We start from the raw sequence: 14,979 nt of genomic DNA on the forward strand, positions 1-14,979 counted from the left end.
ATGGGAAGGGACAGGCTTTCCCCTTGGAATTTGCTTACACACATATAACAGTAAGGAGGAGACCATGCCTTATCCCATAGAAGAGAAGTTTGTAGTTGCTGTCGCCTCAAGCGCCCTTTTCAACTTGGAGGAGTCCGACAAGGTATTCAAGGAAAAAGGGGAGGAAGAATATCGCCAGTATCAACATGATCATGAACAAGATGTGCTAGAACCGGGAGTTGCATTCCCTTTGATAAAACGTCTGCTTATGATCAACGGCGATGATCTGACCGATCAACCAGTTGAGGTCGTGTTACTGTCGAGGAACGACCCCGATACGGGTCTTCGTGTTTTCAAATCCATTCAACACTATGGACTTTCGATATCTCGTGCTGCATTCGTTGCAGGATCGAATCCATTCATTTACATGAATGCATTTAACGCTTCATTATTTCTTTCAGCAGATCCTAACGATGTGCGATCTGCCATTGAAATGGGTTTACCAGCTGCTCAGGTGTTTCCTACTGGATATGTTGATGATGAGGAAGAGTTAGAACTTCGGATTGCATTTGACTTTGACGGTATTATCGCCGATGATTCAGCGGAAGGGATCTATCAAGCTCTTGGAATGCAAGGCTTCCATGAGAATGAGAAGCAAAAGGCAAGTGAAGCTCTGCCGCCCGGGCCGCTTTTCAAATTTTTTGGTGAAGTAGCCAGTCTTCAGCGTCGTGAGTGGAAGAGGAAGCAGAAGGATAATGCGTATTCTCCACGTGTCAGGATAGCTATAGTAACGGCTAGAAATGCACCTGCACATGAACGCGTAGTAACGACGCTAAGAACTCTTGGTATATTGGTTGACGAAGCTTTCTTCCTTGGCGGAATAGAGAAGGGTAGAGTATTAAAGGTATTTCGTCCTCATATCTTTTTTGATGATCAGGTAGGTCATATTGAGGGGGTATCAAGTGTTTCACCAACCGCACATGTTCCTTTTGGGGTTGCCAATAAAATTAAGCCGTTGACGCCACCTTCCCAAACATCATAACTAAGACACTACGTCGAATTATGGTTTTGCAGAACCACGGTTCGGTTTTCTGAACCCTTGTCCATGCAAAACCACAATGGTTAATGTTGGATAGGCTTCAAACCAATTTAATATCTGAGATGCTGTAGCATTCTAAGTATTTAGATAATGTGTTGGATAGTAATCTTTAAATATATTTGACATTCAGCAAACTAGTAGAATAAAATTAAGTTGCAAAACAAGGATGGCAATTGTTGGAGAGTTACCGTGATGCGGAGTTGGCATTTTGATGCCCGCAATGTGTTCGGGAGTAATCCGACGAGGCTTCAGCCGTATGCTCAACAGGGCATGCATGTCAAACGACATAAGTTAGTGGAGCTCAGTAGTCTCCATAAATTTATGCAAAATTTGGCGTGCCTTAGCAAGGCGTCTTTATTTTGCAAAAATTTATAGGAGGTTTTTTTGTGTTTATAAAAGCGAAGGGGTTTATTAAAACCTTTAAAAAACGTGCAAGTAAACCAAGTTATTGGGTTACTGTAACTACTCGTATCATTATTGGTGTGGCTGTAGCAGTTGTAGCCCGATACATTTTTTAAGCTAAGTGACTTATAAAAATGGAGCCAGTTCTTAAGACTTCTGCAAAAGGGGTGCTTTCTCAGGAGGGCTCTGATTGTTAATTAGAGTTTGATTGAAAACAACAGAAAGCTCGTTTATAACAGCTTCACAGGCTAAAAAAGCGAGCTTTTTGCTTCTGTAAAATTTTGCAGTGTCTTCCTCGTAAGTGCTGAACAGTAATCCATAAAAATATTTTGATATTTGGCGATTCAATAAGATTGGACCAAGTTGTAAATTAAAGGTATCGATTATTGGAAAGTTATCGTAATAGAGAGTTGGCATTTTGATATCCACGATGTATTAGGGAGTAAGCCGATGATGCTTCTGCTATATGTCCAACAGGGCTCGAATGTCAAACATCATAAGTTAGTGGAACTCAGTAGTCTCCATAAATTTGCGCGAATTTTGCCGTGCCTTTAGCAAGATGTCTTTATTTTTTGAAAATTCACAGGAGGTTTTTTTATGTTTAATGTGCAATCTTCGCCAAACGAGAAGCCTATTAAAGAAGAGAAAGATTACCCCGCAATAGCTGTCATAGGTGGTAGTGGAGAAGGGAAAAGTACAGCAATTGCTGGTTTATGTAATCCCGGGTTTCAGGAAAGTATGCTTCTGTTTGCCGGTGAGGGTAATACAACTTCTTGTATATCGAGAATTGTAATTAACCCTGAGTTGAACAAAGCTGAAATTGTAGTGAATAAATTTAAAAGAAGAGACGAAATTCGAGTTGAATTGGAACGTCACTTTAAAACTTCTTTAGTTTCGGAATTTAAGAATTGTTTGTCGAGTAGGCCCAAAAAGGAATCAGAGCATAGGCGCTTTTATGCAGATGCAGTAGGGAAGAAACTATCGCCTATTGATGCTACCTTTAGAATTGACAAGTTGCTTCAGGGTTTTGAAGATGCCTGGGTTAGATACCAGGATATCATGGTGTCTAGTATAGAGTTCATTGACAAGCAGGCTGACTCGTCTTTTAGAAATAATTATTTTGATTGTTTGAAAGAAGAAAAGAACGAAGCAAATCGTATGATTGATACATTTATTGATCAGAAAATGTTCCCACATGAAGAGAGTCTAAATGGTGTTGATGAGAATAATACTATTTCCACACTGTTAAATGAACTTTGCGATTTGGTGTATGACAAAGCTTTGGACTGTCTTCAAAATGCAGGTTTTCAAGTTGACGAAAATTCACTTGCTGCTTATGCTTTTAATAAAACATCTGAGGGTTTTAAACTCAGTGCCCAAGCTGTTACCAACTCCAAAAGAGTGACTGCACCAAGTGCAGCTTGTATCATCAAGGAAATGGTGCTTCGTGTTCCTGGTCCAGGGTTACTGATAGATAATGGATTGATTGAGACAGCTTACTGTGTGTATGATGTCGTAGGATTTGATAATGATGGAATTGATAAAATTCCGGAGCGTGTTCAAGAGGCACTACTTACGCCTGTTTTGTATGATGCAATTCTCTTTGTGCGGAGCACTGCATCACCAGCCGCGAGGAATCGAGACTATTTAAAAGCTATTAAGCAGTCCGTACGCCCGAGCAAACTTTTAGTAGCAGTTACACATTTCGACCGTACCTCTATTTTTGAGCAAGATGAAGACCCTACTCCGGATATAATACAAAAACAGATTTCTCAGATCAAAAATGACACAATGGATCTGATTGAATCTGTGATTGATATGGAATGTCCTGTAAAGTTACCTAATAAGCCGGATATAATATGCTTTGCAAACATCGCGCGTAAAAGTCGGTTAGGAGAAGAGGCAGTTACGTTCTTTAGGGAGAATGACCCTTATCAAATGCTAAGGATGTCCATTTCCAAAGCATTTGTCCAAGTTCGACCTAAGATAAAAGACCATAACATTCATCAGAGTCAAAAAGGAAAATTTCTCTTAACTAAAGAGCCCATTAATGAAATTATTGGTCAGATAATTAATGGTCTGACCAGTAGCATAAACGATGAATACAGTGTTTTACGGGATCGTTCCAATAAGCTTCATCATTGGACTGTTGATGCAGTTCTATGGAATCTTTATCATGGTCGGCCACATGTATCATATGCTCAAGTCTGGGAAAATGTTAGTATTCAGACATTCTCGAACTTCATTAGAATTTGCATGGAAAACCTGACACCTACAAAAATCGAAATAGGAGTGCAGGTGGGAAAGTATTCAGACCGTGTGAAGCTGGAGTTTGAATCAAATCTTAAACTTGAGTTGGATCAAGTAGCTCGTAAAATTTTTCTTGAATCGGGGGATTCCTCTCAGACAAATTCTTGTAAGGAGACTATATGGCAACTTGCACGTACAACTAAGTACAATAAGTGGAAAATTTTTGATGATCTCCGTAAATGTCTCCTGACTGCAGTAAGCCAACAAAGCTATTTAAAGGATCTACTTGATTCAGCTGTTGAGAATGCCAATCGTTCTACGTATTCCCGGCTTTTCCTGTGAACTTCTCCCGAGATAATAATGATATAAGTTCAATTGTTTGGTGAGGTGATTTACGCCGCCTCCCCAAACATCCGAATCATCACACTCCGGCGAATTGTGGTATTGCACAACCACGCCTCGTCTACACCAAACCAGCAAAAAACCCGACTGCGTAAGCTCGTAAGGTCGGGTTTTGCTATGATTGAAGGGGTTCACAATGTTGTTCGATTACCCGCGCAAGCTCCTGGAACGGATACTGATGGTTGACCATGTCTACAGTAAAATCTTCTGCCGCTTTTTGATTCATAACAAACGCCTGTCCATTTAGGCGCAGAAAAACAACTAATGCTGTAAAGGCTGTCCGTTTGTTAGCATTCTGAAAGGGGTGATTCTGTCCGAGAGATTCAAAGAGTGCGGCAGATTTCTCATGTAGGGTTGAGTTGGCTTCTTCGCCGAACGCGGATGAATAAGGACGATAGACAGCGGACTCTAATAGGCTCGTACTCTTGACTCCAATCTGCTCTCCGGGACTGTAGCGTTGAATCATGGAGACATTTATTGCAATCGTTTCTTGTACGGTTAGGTCACGAATGCCCATCTTAACGATCCTTAAGCCCTTTTAGGGTATCATCATAGCTTTCTATAACTTCCGATAGCGTTTCGAGAAAATCGGCACTGATTCCAGGAGGGAGTTCAGCTTTATTCGCTTTGCGAATCACGATCTCCCCATCCAGGGCTCTTACATGGATATGAACGGAGTCTCCCAGTTCCAAACCAACTTGCTTCAGTGCCTCGGTCATGGTTAGGCCAAGACTGTTCCCAAACTTCGTTACTTTTCGCTCCATATTAATCACCTTATCCCCCATAATAACCTCCTTATCATCATATCAGCTTTTATAACAATTACACCGTTATAACGCGAAGCAGGGAAGTGATAAGGAAGAGCCGCTGAAGTGATTTGGAAACTCTACTGACAAGCTTACCGTATTACAGGGATGGAAGGAGTGATTTCATTGCAGCTGGTGCTGGACAAGATCACGAAGCAGTTCAACGAGAAGCAGGTGCTTCAAGGCGTGGAGCAGCGGTTTGAGAAGGGGAAGATATACGGGCTGCTGGGACGGAACGGGGCAGGCAAGACCACGTTGTTCGTTGTTCAACTGCCTGAGCGGCGAGCTGAAGATGGATGGCGGCCGGGCCTTATTGGAGGTTGACGGCGTGTTACGCGAGCTGCGCGAGCAGGATGTAGGCTACGTCTACTCGCTGCCGATCCTGCCGGAGTTTCTGACAGGCTATGAATTCGTGAAGTTCTTTATGGATAGTAACCGCCACGAGAATCTTCAGGCCGATCTAACGATAGACCAGTATTTCGACAAGATGAGCATGGCGGAGGAGGAGCGGCACCGGCTCATTAAAGGGTATTCGCACGGAATGAAGAACAAGCTGCAGATGCTGCTGTTCCTGATCACGAAGCCGCCGGTCATCCTGCTGGATGAGCCGCTCACCTCCTTTGACGTCATTGTGGCGCTGGAGATGAAGAAGCTGCTCCGCGAGATGAAGCATAATCATATCCTTATCTTCTCCACCCATATTTTGCAGCTTGCATCCGATCTTTGCGATGAGCTCGTTATTTTAAATCGCGGCCAGTTAGCGTCCGTGTCGCCTGAGCTGCTGCGCAGTCCAGAGTTCGAGCAGAGCATTATCGAGCTGCTGAAGGATGAGAGTCATGCTGAAGGTTCTTAGCACGCTGCTGGCGATCCGGACGTCTTCGGCGTTCAATCTGTTCTTCTACTATGTTCAGAGGCTGCCCTTGCTTGGCAAGATGGTCAAGAATTCCGTGTATGCAAGACTGGAGCTGAAACGCACGGCCGCTGTCTTTGTAATTGCCGTATTGCTGCTGTGGAGCGTCATATCCAAGCTGCTATACCTGTACCTGCTTGTCTATTTACCGATAACGGCTGCAAGCGAACGGTCGAACGCACACGAGCCGCTGGAGCTGTTCATTCACGTGTTCGTGCTCATCAGCTTACTGGTTGCAGGAGTGAGCAGCGCCAATGTACTGGAACCGAAGCGGGAAAAATATGTAGCGGTGAAGCTGATGCGAATGTCGCCTACACTCTATATGAAAGCCGCTTTATCTTACCGGTATGTCGTATTCCTCGCCAGTTACCTACCAGCGCTGACGGTATTCGTACTGCTCCTTCAGGGGACGGTGCTGCAGGCGGTCATGCTCGCGGTGTCTGTCACGGGGTGGAGAGTGCTGTGCGAATACCTTCATCTCAAGCTGTATGAGAAGACAGGGGTTGTGCTAGTCAAGCAGGTGGCCGTGGTATGGCTCGTCATTATTGCAGGCTATACCGCTGGGTATTTGCCGCTTTTTCTGGAAAAAGCGCCGATGGCCGGCCCGATATTCACACATGGGTTACCAGTGCTGGCGCTCGCGGTGCTGGGGGCTTCTGCGGCCGTTCTGCTTGCGAGGTACCGCCAATACCGTGAGGCTGTGGATGCCGCAACGAAGCGGGACGATCCGTACTTGAACGTCAGAGGTATGATTGCTGATGCCAACAAGACGAGTGTTCAAGCCAGGGAGAGCGATTATGCAGAGGAGACGATGCGCCGGGAGCCATTTGAAGGGAAAAAGGGCTATGCCTATCTCAACGCAATCTTCTTCGCAAGGCATCGCAGCTTAATCCGTCGTCCCGTCTATAAGCGGCTCGCAATTGCTGCTGCTGCCGGAATCATCGGCTCGATTGCAATGCTGGTTATTGGCCGTATGCAGCCGGGGCTCCTGCAGCTGGAGCTGGCAATGGTGTTCCCCATTCTGCCCATCGCGATGAGCTTATTGACCGTGGGAGAGACCATGTGCAGGGCGATGTTCTACCACTGCGATATCAGCTTAACCCGTTACAGCTTCTACCGCAGGGCAGCTTACGAGCATTTCCTGATCCGGCTGCGCAGGATGATCGGCCAGAATCTGCTGATCGCAGCTGTACTGGGGGGAGCGCTGACGCTGATCGCCTTCGCGGCGGGCGGCGACATTGGGCTGCTTCATGTCGTGCTATTATGGATAAGCATCGCTTCGCTGGCAGTCTTCTTCACCATCCATCATCTGTTTCTCTATTATATCTTTCAGCCGTATTCCACGGACCTCAATATGAAGAATCCGCTATATTTCATTGTGTCCATGCCTGTGTCGGCTGCCTGCGGGTTCGCTGTTTTCTTTCGGGTTTCGCCTGCTGCCTTCGCCAGCGTCGTCTTATCGATTGCAATCATATATTTTGTGGTTGCGGCCTTATCCGTTCGCAAGTACGCGCATAATACGTTCAGAGTGAAATAGGGTTGATAGCTGTACAGTGGACGCTTGCCGTGCAGGATAACTCTAATAGGGATTGACTACGGTTTCGAGGGCAGGTATAATTACCTAGGCTTTGTGGGCAAGCTGTGTATGTTCTCGCAGGACTGTTATACAGGATGGTCTCCATCAGGATCCTTATGGATCAGGATTGAAGGATATCCGCTAACAATGTTACAACAGTTCTCATTCACAGATACCTTTATTTGAATTTACATAATAATAGAGACGGTAGCTTAAGTAAGCACGGTAGCGTGAGTACAAGAGAGGCCTGTGAGGATGCGGAAGCATCTGAACGGGTCTCTCTTTTAACGTCTAGGGAGGCAGGTACAAGGGATGAAGAGATGGTGGGTTGTGCTGGGAGCATTATTGATCCAGATGAATTTGGGAGCGGTCTATGCGTGGAGTTTGTTTAACAAGCCGCTGATGGATAAATTCGGCTGGGAGCGGGAGGATGTGGTCGTTACCTTTTCTATTACTATAGCGACCTTTGCTTTGGCTACGATAGCGGCCGGAAGGCTTCAAGACCGGATTGGACCAAGAAAGGTGGCCACCATTGGGGGACTCTTGCTTGGAGTAGGACTGATGTTATCCGGTCAAGCGGATACCTTATTGGAGCTGTACTTCTATTATGGGGTGATTGGGGGGATCGGCATTGGCACGGCATACGTCTGTCCTCTGTCGGCATGTATCAAGTGGTTTCCGGATAAGCCGGGTCTGATCGGCGGGCTTGCGGTGGCAGGCTTCGGTGCGGGAGGGCTAATATACAAGCCTGTAATCGGAGCCATGATCGAGTCTGTCGGGGTGTCGGCAAGCTTCGTTTATTTAGGTATTGTGTATATGGTTCTTGTCATTGGAGGAGCCCAGCTGCTGCTGAACCCCGCCGGCCAGGCACGGAGCCTTGATGCGTCTGCGACGGGATCAGGGGCGAGACCTTCTTATAAGCCCAAAGAAATGCTGGCCACCCGAACGTTCTATATTATGTGGGCGATGTTCTTTTTCGGTACAATGGCCGGACTAATGGTCATCAGCTTCGCAGTCGACATTGGCGTAGAGATGGCAGGCCTGTCAGCAGAAGAAGCCGCCAATGCAGTAATGTTCATTGCCCTGTTTAACGCTTTGGGCCGGATTTTGCTTGGGAAGCTGTCCGATCATATGGGCCGCAAGAACACACTGCTGTGGATGTACGGGCTGACAGCTGCCGCCCTCCTGTTTATGAGCATGGTTCCCATGACAGACAGTCTGTTTATGATATCTGTGTCCCTGATCGGTTTCTGCTTCGGAGGATTCCTGGCGGTCTATCCTTCCTTAACCGCTGACTATTACGGCACAGGCAGTCTGGGAGCTAATTATGGCCTTGTCTATCAAGCGTATGGACTGTCCGCCTTCGTAGGACCAATCATCGTGAGAAGTGTTTCGTTCACGCAGGCATTTTTCGTTGCGGCGCTGTGCTGCGTTATTGCCATCGTCCTCGCCAACTGGCTTCGGATTCCGGAATACAGGAAAGCATCTCTTGCCAGACCAAGGCGCGCGAATTAACTGAAGCGATGCATGCATCCCTGCCAGCCAGGGGCGTTAACGATTGAATTCAACGTAACTGGACCATCTGACACTAGGTGGTCTATTTTGCGTTTCGCCTTATTGATCAAAGGAAGACAAGCGTTATAATGATGAGAACAAAAGGCGAAATAACAGACATCATGTAAAATTTTTCTATTCGATTCCTAGTAATATCAATGGTATAACTGGTTCAGCAGTTAATGAAGCCGAAATAACCAAAGTTTCACGAAGCGGGAGAGGATATAACGATGAAATTCCTGAGCATGACAAGTATACATTCTTTCATTCGCAGCAAGCCGAGGAAGCTGGCATTCAAAATACCGTTTGCCTACTTTGTCATCATTCTTCTCACGGTAGCACTGAGCTATATGGTGCTGTATCAAATATCGGCAAGCTCCGCGCAGAAGAAAATTAATGAAGCATCCTTGCAAACGGTTACATCAATCCAGACCAACGTCAATCTCATGATTGAGAATGTAAATAACTATTCTAAGATGATTTTCTCGGATTATAACCTGCAAAATCTGCTCAGGCAGGGGGATGTGTACGCCAATCTCCAGACCCAGTCCAAGGTCACTGCTTATCTTCACAACCTGATGCAGGCAGTTCCGATCATCGATTCCGTCTATATCTTTGACAACTCGGGCCACCGTTTTTCCGTTGGTACGCAGGAGCTGCCGGCCTTTATCGAAGCTAACGTAGAGGATGCCCCATGGTATGAGCAGGTGGTGGATAAGAAAGGGATGTACCTTCTGCGGCTGCACGGCAGCGGTACGTTCGCTGGGGGCGAGACAGACGAGAGCTTCGTATCGTTCATCCGGTTGATCCGTGACCTGGACGATACATCCCAGCTCGGCGTTCTGGTCATGAACATTAAGAAAGACGCCTTTGTACAGGCTTATTCAAACCTGATGAATGAAGCCTCGCTGCAGATTGCCATATTGGATGAGCATAATCAGATGATTGCTGCCAATTCTACAGAAGATCCGAGCGGCGCGGATTTTGAACAGATCTTGTCAGCCAACCTGGATAAGATGGAGCAGCAGTTTCAAGAGAGCAGCTCAGGATCGCTGACCCTGCATTCGGGGTCGGGCAAGTACACGGTATCGTATCTTCTAAATGAACATAACGGCTGGAAGGTGATGAGCTTAACACCTTATAACGCCATGGATTCGATTAATAAATCGTTTGTATTCCTGGCGCTGATGCTGCTCATTGTTAATGGTGCCGTCTTCTTCGTCAGTTCATTTATTATATCGCGCAGTATTATTAATCCGATTCATAAGCTCCTGCGGGCCATGAACAAAGCACCAAGCGGACACTTTATGAAAGTCAATGCAGAGCTGAACAGCTATGAATTCGACCAGTTGTTTAACGGATACAATCATATGATTGAACGGATGGATCAGCTGCTGAAGCGGATCATCGAAGAGCAGAATACGCTTCGCAAGGCGGAGCTGAATACGCTGCAAGCCCAGATTAAGCCTCATTTCCTGTATAACACACTGGACTCCGTCACATCACTGGCGCTGTCCGGCTTGAATGATCAGGTGTGCGAGCTGATTGAGGCCCTTGGCAGTTATTACCGCTTGAGTGTCAGCAAGGGGCGGGATGTGATCACGGTCGGAGAGGAAATGGAGATCGTCCGCAATTACTTGAAGATCCTGAAGGTGCGTTATCAGGATGTCTTCGAGGTTCAGTTCGATATAGAGGAGGGCTGCTCCAACTTTCCGATTCCCAAGCTGGTTCTGCAGCCGCTCGTCGAAAATTCAATCTACCATGGCATTCGCCCGAAAGGAACCAAGGGGAATATACGAATTGGCGCGCGAAGGGCTGAAGGAGCAGTAGTATTGACGATAGCCGATGATGGCGCCGGCATGTCGGCAGAGGTCATTGAGCAGGTTATGGACCCGGAGCGGAAGGGCGAGATCAAGAGCTTCGGCCTTTGGGGGACGATGGAGCGGCTGCGTATTTTTTATGGGGATAAAGACTGTGTCTACATCGATAGTGAGCCCGGCAAGGGTACAATCATAACATTAATCATACCGAATGGAGTGGATACCGTATGGAAAAATTAAAGGTTCTGATCGTAGATGATGAACATCTGATCCGGAACTTGCTGCGCATGCGCATAGACTGGGACAAGCAGGGCATGACGATTGCCGGCGAGGCCTCCAATGCCCGTGAGGCATTGGAGATGGTGGATGAGCTGAGGCCGGATATTATGTTTACGGATATTCATATGCCGTCCATCAGCGGTATAGAGCTTAGCAGGATGGTGCTGGACAAGTATCCGGATATCAAGATCGTGATCGTTACCGGTCATGATGAGTTTGAATATGCGCATGAGAGCATCAAGATTGGGATCACGGATTTTATCCTGAAGCCGATTCGGGCTTCCGAGCTGCTTCATGTTACCGAGAAGCTGAACACGCTGATTCGTGAGGAGCGCAGCCGGGATCAGGAATTGGAGAGACTGAAAGAAGAGTTGAAGCGCAATTTTCCCTATCTCAGAGAGAAGTTTGTAAACGGGTGGCTCAGCGGCACGCTTTCCCAGGAAGAGATTCTTGAGAAAGCCAAGTATTTCAGCATACCGGTGCAGCAGGGCAGCGGTTTGTTCCACATTGCCGTCATCGAGGTTTCCCCGGCATCAGATGAGCTGGATGAAGAGCAGCAGCAGCTGCTGAATATGGACGCCAGGAACAAAGCGGCTGCCTATTACGAGGGTGATTCCGGGGTCATTACACTGACAGATACCCGCAACCAGATTGTCGTCCTGTCATGGCAGGTGGATGCCGATCTTGCGAGCGATTGCGAGCACCTGAAGACCATTCTGGCGGAGCCGGGAAAATGCCTGGTAAGTATCGGAATCGGGCGTCCGAGGGAAGCTATTGAAGAGGCGTATATCATCTATCGGGAAGCATGCCGCGCGTTGGAGTACAAAGCCTTTGTGGGAAGAAATCAAGTGGTCTGCTTTGAAGATATGGTGGACAGCAGGGAACAGCCGTACCGTCCCAGCTCCGAGCTTCTTCAGCAGCTGGAGTTCTGTATCAGTGTGGGTTCCGAGGAGCAGGCGGCCGGAATCCTCCATGACATGTTCAATGTGTCCTTCACCAGTGTGTCGCAGTTCCGCATGGCGGCGATGGAAGTGATCACGGAGTGCCAGCGGGCCGCGATGGAACAGCAGCTTGAGGATGAACAGGTGTTTAACAAGGAAACGCTGGTCTCCATCCTTGCCGCAGAGCATCTGCCTGAATTAACGGGTCTATTGGAGAGTTATGTGCTGTCGATTACGGGGGCAATCCACGCCAAACATCAAACGAAGGAAGATAATCTGATCAGCCAGGTGAAGGAATACCTTGAGCAGAACATGGGTGATTCCGAAGTAGGGCTGGCGAGCACCGCGGCGGCCTTTTATGTCAGTCCGGGCCATCTGGGCCGGCTTATGAAGAAGGAGACGGGGCAGACATTTGTCGAGTACTTGACGAATATTCGGATGAAGAAGGCGGAAACGCTGCTGAAGACGACCGATTTGCGGGGCTATGAGGTTGGGGAGCAGGTGGGGATCAAGGACCCTCACTACTTCAGTGTTTTGTTCAAAAAAAATACAGGAAGGTCTGTAAATGAGTACCGCAGCAGCAAATGAAGGCTTGCAAGATGTTCGATTTTTAAAAGCGGATGTGCGGATTTTAAATGGAGTTACGGGGTCAGCTTCCCTAAAATAACTTCTAGGAGCAGCAAAACTTAATTAGGGAGGTCATAAGATGAAAGCGTTACTAAAAAAATCGTTCACCGTTTTATTGACAGTAGGACTAGCAGGAAGTATAGCCGCATGTTCATCCCAAGGAACTCCGTCCGAAGAAAGTGGAAGCGATTCCATTACGTTGAAGCTGTGGGACCAGTCTGTAGGCAATACGGATCCGTCCGCCAAATTGCTGCCGCAGATCATTGAGAAATGGAATAATGAGCATCCCGATATTCAAATTGAACGAACAGGCACGACCGGAGAACAATATAAAACGAAAATCAAGACGGCTCTGGCCGGAGGGGAAGCACCCGATATATTCTATGGAATGGGCGGCGGCAGCTTCATGCAGCCTTTCATCGAATCGGGGAATGTCCTTGAGATCACCAGTTATGTAAACGATGACATCAAGTCAAGAATGGGTGCGGGCATGGCGGAAGCAATTGAAACGGACGGCAAAATTTATACGCTGCCTGTATACACTCATATTGCCAATCTGTATGTCAATACAGAATTGTTCGAGAAGGCGGGTGCCAAGCTTCCGGAAACCTATGCGGAGCTGCTTGATGCGGTAGAGAAGCTGAAGGCAGCTGGAATCACTCCAGCTCTTATTGGCGAGAAGGACCGCTGGCCGGGCATGTACTGGTACGACCTCATTGCGATGCGCCAGGCAGGTAATGAAGCGGTCATCGAGGCATTCAAGGATCCTTCCAAATGGGATTCGCCAGAATTCGTTGCGGCAGCTGCGAAGCTGCAGGAGCTTGCCAAGATGGGCGCATTCAACAGCAGCATGTTCAGCATGAGCTATGACGAAATGCTGGGTGCGTTCAATGCGGGCAATGGTGCCATGATGGTGCAGGCTAACTGGGTAAACGCAGGGATTGAAGATCCATCCTCAGCAGTAAAAGGCAAGGTTAAGGTTATCCCGTTCCCTGTATTCGAGGACGGCAAAGGTGACAAGACGGAAATCTTCGGCGGGGCTGTTGACGGCTTCTATGTAAGCAAGACGACGAAGCATCCGGAAGCTGCTGTTGAATTCCTAAAATATTTAAGCGAGCAGCTTGGCACGCAGGGTTATCTGGCTGGCGCAGGGCTTCCGAGCTGGAAAACGGATGGGCTTGATACGTCAGGACTGTCTACACTTGATCAATCCAGCGCGGAAATTATGCAATCGGCAACATCCTTTATTGCCTGGTGGGACAATATTCTTCCTGCCGAATCGGCGGAAGCACACAAAAACTTGATTGCGCAGCTGTTGGCACAAGATATTACGCCTGAGGGATTCAGCAAACAGATGGCACAGCTCAAACCGACGGAGCTGAAGCTCTAAGCTATAGAATAAACTCAGACCAGATATGGCCAGGGGAAACCCTGTCCATATCTTTTGAGAGGAGGGCAATGATGAATTCCGTATTTTCCAATAAAACAGCCATTGCGATCTTTGTGCTTCCCACACTTCTGATCTTCTGCGCAATTGTATTAATTCCAATCGTCGTCTCCAGTTATTACAGCGTGCTGGACTGGAATGGGATCGGCAAAGGTACATTTATCGGACTGGATAACTTTACCGAGATGTTCACCGATTCGCGGGCATTAAATGCAATCAAGAACTCGCTGCTATTCGCAGGAGCGTCTATTTTCATCCAGCTGCCCTTTTCTCTCCTGCTTGCCCTGATCCTGGCATCGACAGTCAAGGGAGAAGGCTTCTACCGTACGGTATATTTTATCCCGGTTCTGATCTCTACCGTCGTAATCGCACAGCTGTGGTCCAAAATCTATAATGCGGATTACGGCCTGCTGAATACGCTGCTTGTAAACATGGGCCTATCCAATTTGGCGCAGGACTGGCTTGGGCAGAAGCAGACCGCTCTTATCGCTTCGTTCATTCCGATTCTATGGCAGTATGTCGGGTATCATATGCTGCTGATGTATGCCGGTGCGAAGTCGATATCTCAAGATATCTTCGAAGCGGCCAAAATAGACGGCGCCTCCCGCATCCGGACAGCGTTGTCCATTACTATCCCTCTTATGAAGCCGATTCTCAAGGTATGTCTGGTCTTCTCGGTAATCGGGGCCTTCAAGGTGTTCGATCTGATCTATGTGCTGACCGGCGGCGGGCCGTTCTTCACCACGGAAGTGCCTAGCACGCTCATGTACACGACTATCTTTGACACATACCGGTACGGCTACGGCAGTGCGATATCCGTCTTCATCATACTGGAATGTCTGGTATTCACACTGCTCATCAATAAGTTGATCAAAACAGACTAGGGG

13 protein-coding genes are annotated in these 14,979 nt (G+C 47.4%); 11 read left to right on the plus strand and 2 right to left on the minus strand.

The genetic code is table 11. The annotated features are described in order from the left end of the window. The first annotated feature begins 64 nt into the window (after positions 1-64). The 3 genes from DNH61_RS11910 to DNH61_RS11920 all read left to right on the plus strand — a co-directional run bounded on the left by DNH61_RS11910 (position 65) and on the right by DNH61_RS11920 (position 4,072). Positions 65-1,021, plus strand: a complete 957-nt coding sequence (locus tag DNH61_RS11910; protein WP_111146886.1) for a 5'-nucleotidase — start codon at positions 65-67, stop codon at positions 1,019-1,021. Positions 1,022-1,464: 443 nt separating this feature from the next. Further along, complete coding sequence (locus tag DNH61_RS27010) at positions 1,465-1,596, plus strand: hypothetical protein (RefSeq protein ID WP_281272384.1); 132 nt, start codon at positions 1,465-1,467, stop codon at positions 1,594-1,596. A 481-nt stretch (positions 1,597-2,077) separates the two neighbouring features. Beyond that, positions 2,078-4,072: a hypothetical protein gene (locus DNH61_RS11920; RefSeq protein ID WP_111146888.1), complete on the plus strand. Its 1,995-nt coding sequence runs from the start codon at positions 2,078-2,080 to the stop codon at positions 4,070-4,072. Positions 4,073-4,247: 175 nt separating this feature from the next. On the opposite strand, the gene DNH61_RS11925 is transcribed toward DNH61_RS11920, so the two are convergent. Then, on the minus strand, positions 4,248-4,649 hold the full coding sequence (locus DNH61_RS11925; RefSeq protein WP_111146889.1) for a type II toxin-antitoxin system death-on-curing family toxin: 402 nt from the start codon (positions 4,647-4,649) through the stop codon (positions 4,248-4,250). 1 nt (position 4,650) lies between these two features. Then, positions 4,651-4,917 (minus strand): AbrB/MazE/SpoVT family DNA-binding domain-containing protein, encoded by a 267-nt coding sequence (locus DNH61_RS11930; RefSeq protein ID WP_111146890.1) that lies wholly within the window; start codon positions 4,915-4,917, stop codon positions 4,651-4,653. A gap of 138 nt (positions 4,918-5,055) precedes the next feature. Here DNH61_RS11930 and DNH61_RS27015 point away from each other — a divergent pair, with 138 nt between their 5' ends. The 8 genes from DNH61_RS27015 (at position 5,056) to DNH61_RS11965 (ending at position 14,976) form a co-directional block, all read left to right on the plus strand. Further along, on the plus strand, positions 5,056-5,262 hold the full coding sequence (locus DNH61_RS27015) for an ATP-binding cassette domain-containing protein (RefSeq protein ID WP_281272385.1): 207 nt from the start codon (positions 5,056-5,058) through the stop codon (positions 5,260-5,262). Then, positions 5,231-5,791 carry an ATP-binding cassette domain-containing protein gene (locus DNH61_RS11935; protein WP_281272386.1) on the plus strand — a complete coding sequence of 187 codons (561 nt, stop codon included), beginning with the start codon at positions 5,231-5,233 and terminating at the stop codon, positions 5,789-5,791. Before DNH61_RS27015 ends, DNH61_RS11935 begins: the two co-directional genes overlap by 32 nt. Continuing rightward, entirely contained in the window at positions 5,775-7,385 is a 1,611-nt protein-coding gene (locus tag DNH61_RS11940; protein WP_111146891.1) for a hypothetical protein, read from the plus strand. Before DNH61_RS11935 ends, DNH61_RS11940 begins: the two co-directional genes overlap by 17 nt. Positions 7,386-7,736: 351 nt before the next feature. After that, positions 7,737-8,939, plus strand: a complete 1,203-nt coding sequence (locus tag DNH61_RS11945) for an L-lactate MFS transporter (RefSeq protein WP_111146892.1) — start codon at positions 7,737-7,739, stop codon at positions 8,937-8,939. Between the two features lie 269 nt (positions 8,940-9,208). Continuing rightward, positions 9,209-11,038, plus strand: coding sequence for a cache domain-containing sensor histidine kinase (locus DNH61_RS11950; RefSeq protein ID WP_111146893.1), 1,830 nt, complete (start codon positions 9,209-9,211; stop codon positions 11,036-11,038). After that, the gene (locus tag DNH61_RS11955; protein WP_111146894.1) at positions 11,026-12,606 is read left to right on the plus strand and encodes a response regulator; all 1,581 of its coding nucleotides are present in this window, start codon (positions 11,026-11,028) and stop codon (positions 12,604-12,606) included. The genes DNH61_RS11950 and DNH61_RS11955 overlap by 13 nt, the downstream gene beginning before the upstream one ends. 118 nt (positions 12,607-12,724) lie before the next feature. Next, complete coding sequence (locus tag DNH61_RS11960) at positions 12,725-14,035, plus strand: extracellular solute-binding protein (RefSeq protein ID WP_111146895.1); 1,311 nt, start codon at positions 12,725-12,727, stop codon at positions 14,033-14,035. Between the two features lie 71 nt (positions 14,036-14,106). After that, positions 14,107-14,976, plus strand: a complete 870-nt coding sequence (locus tag DNH61_RS11965; protein WP_111146896.1) for a carbohydrate ABC transporter permease — start codon at positions 14,107-14,109, stop codon at positions 14,974-14,976. The last annotated feature ends 3 nt before the right edge of the window (positions 14,977-14,979 follow it).

The organism is Paenibacillus sambharensis (assembly GCF_003233845.1).
In the GTDB taxonomy this organism is placed as follows: domain Bacteria; phylum Bacillota; class Bacilli; order Paenibacillales; family Paenibacillaceae; genus Paenibacillus_I; species Paenibacillus_I sambharensis.

Coding starts and splice junctions, on each gene's coding strand:
- DNH61_RS11955 (WP_111146894.1), top strand. CDS start 11,026: ATGGAAAAATTAAAGGTTCTGATCGTAGATGATGAACATCTGATCCGG.
- DNH61_RS11910 (WP_111146886.1), top strand. CDS start 65: ATGCCTTATCCCATAGAAGAGAAGTTTGTAGTTGCTGTCGCCTCAAGC.
- DNH61_RS11920 (WP_111146888.1), top strand. CDS start 2,078: ATGTTTAATGTGCAATCTTCGCCAAACGAGAAGCCTATTAAAGAAGAG.
- DNH61_RS11935 (WP_281272386.1), top strand. CDS start 5,231: ATGGATGGCGGCCGGGCCTTATTGGAGGTTGACGGCGTGTTACGCGAG.
- DNH61_RS11930 (WP_111146890.1), bottom strand. CDS start 4,917: ATGGGGGATAAGGTGATTAATATGGAGCGAAAAGTAACGAAGTTTGGG.
- DNH61_RS11950 (WP_111146893.1), top strand. CDS start 9,209: ATGAAATTCCTGAGCATGACAAGTATACATTCTTTCATTCGCAGCAAG.
- DNH61_RS11925 (WP_111146889.1), bottom strand. CDS start 4,649: ATGGGCATTCGTGACCTAACCGTACAAGAAACGATTGCAATAAATGTC.
- DNH61_RS11940 (WP_111146891.1), top strand. CDS start 5,775: ATGCTGAAGGTTCTTAGCACGCTGCTGGCGATCCGGACGTCTTCGGCG.
- DNH61_RS11960 (WP_111146895.1), top strand. CDS start 12,725: ATGAAAGCGTTACTAAAAAAATCGTTCACCGTTTTATTGACAGTAGGA.
- DNH61_RS11945 (WP_111146892.1), top strand. CDS start 7,737: ATGAAGAGATGGTGGGTTGTGCTGGGAGCATTATTGATCCAGATGAAT.
- DNH61_RS11965 (WP_111146896.1), top strand. CDS start 14,107: ATGAATTCCGTATTTTCCAATAAAACAGCCATTGCGATCTTTGTGCTT.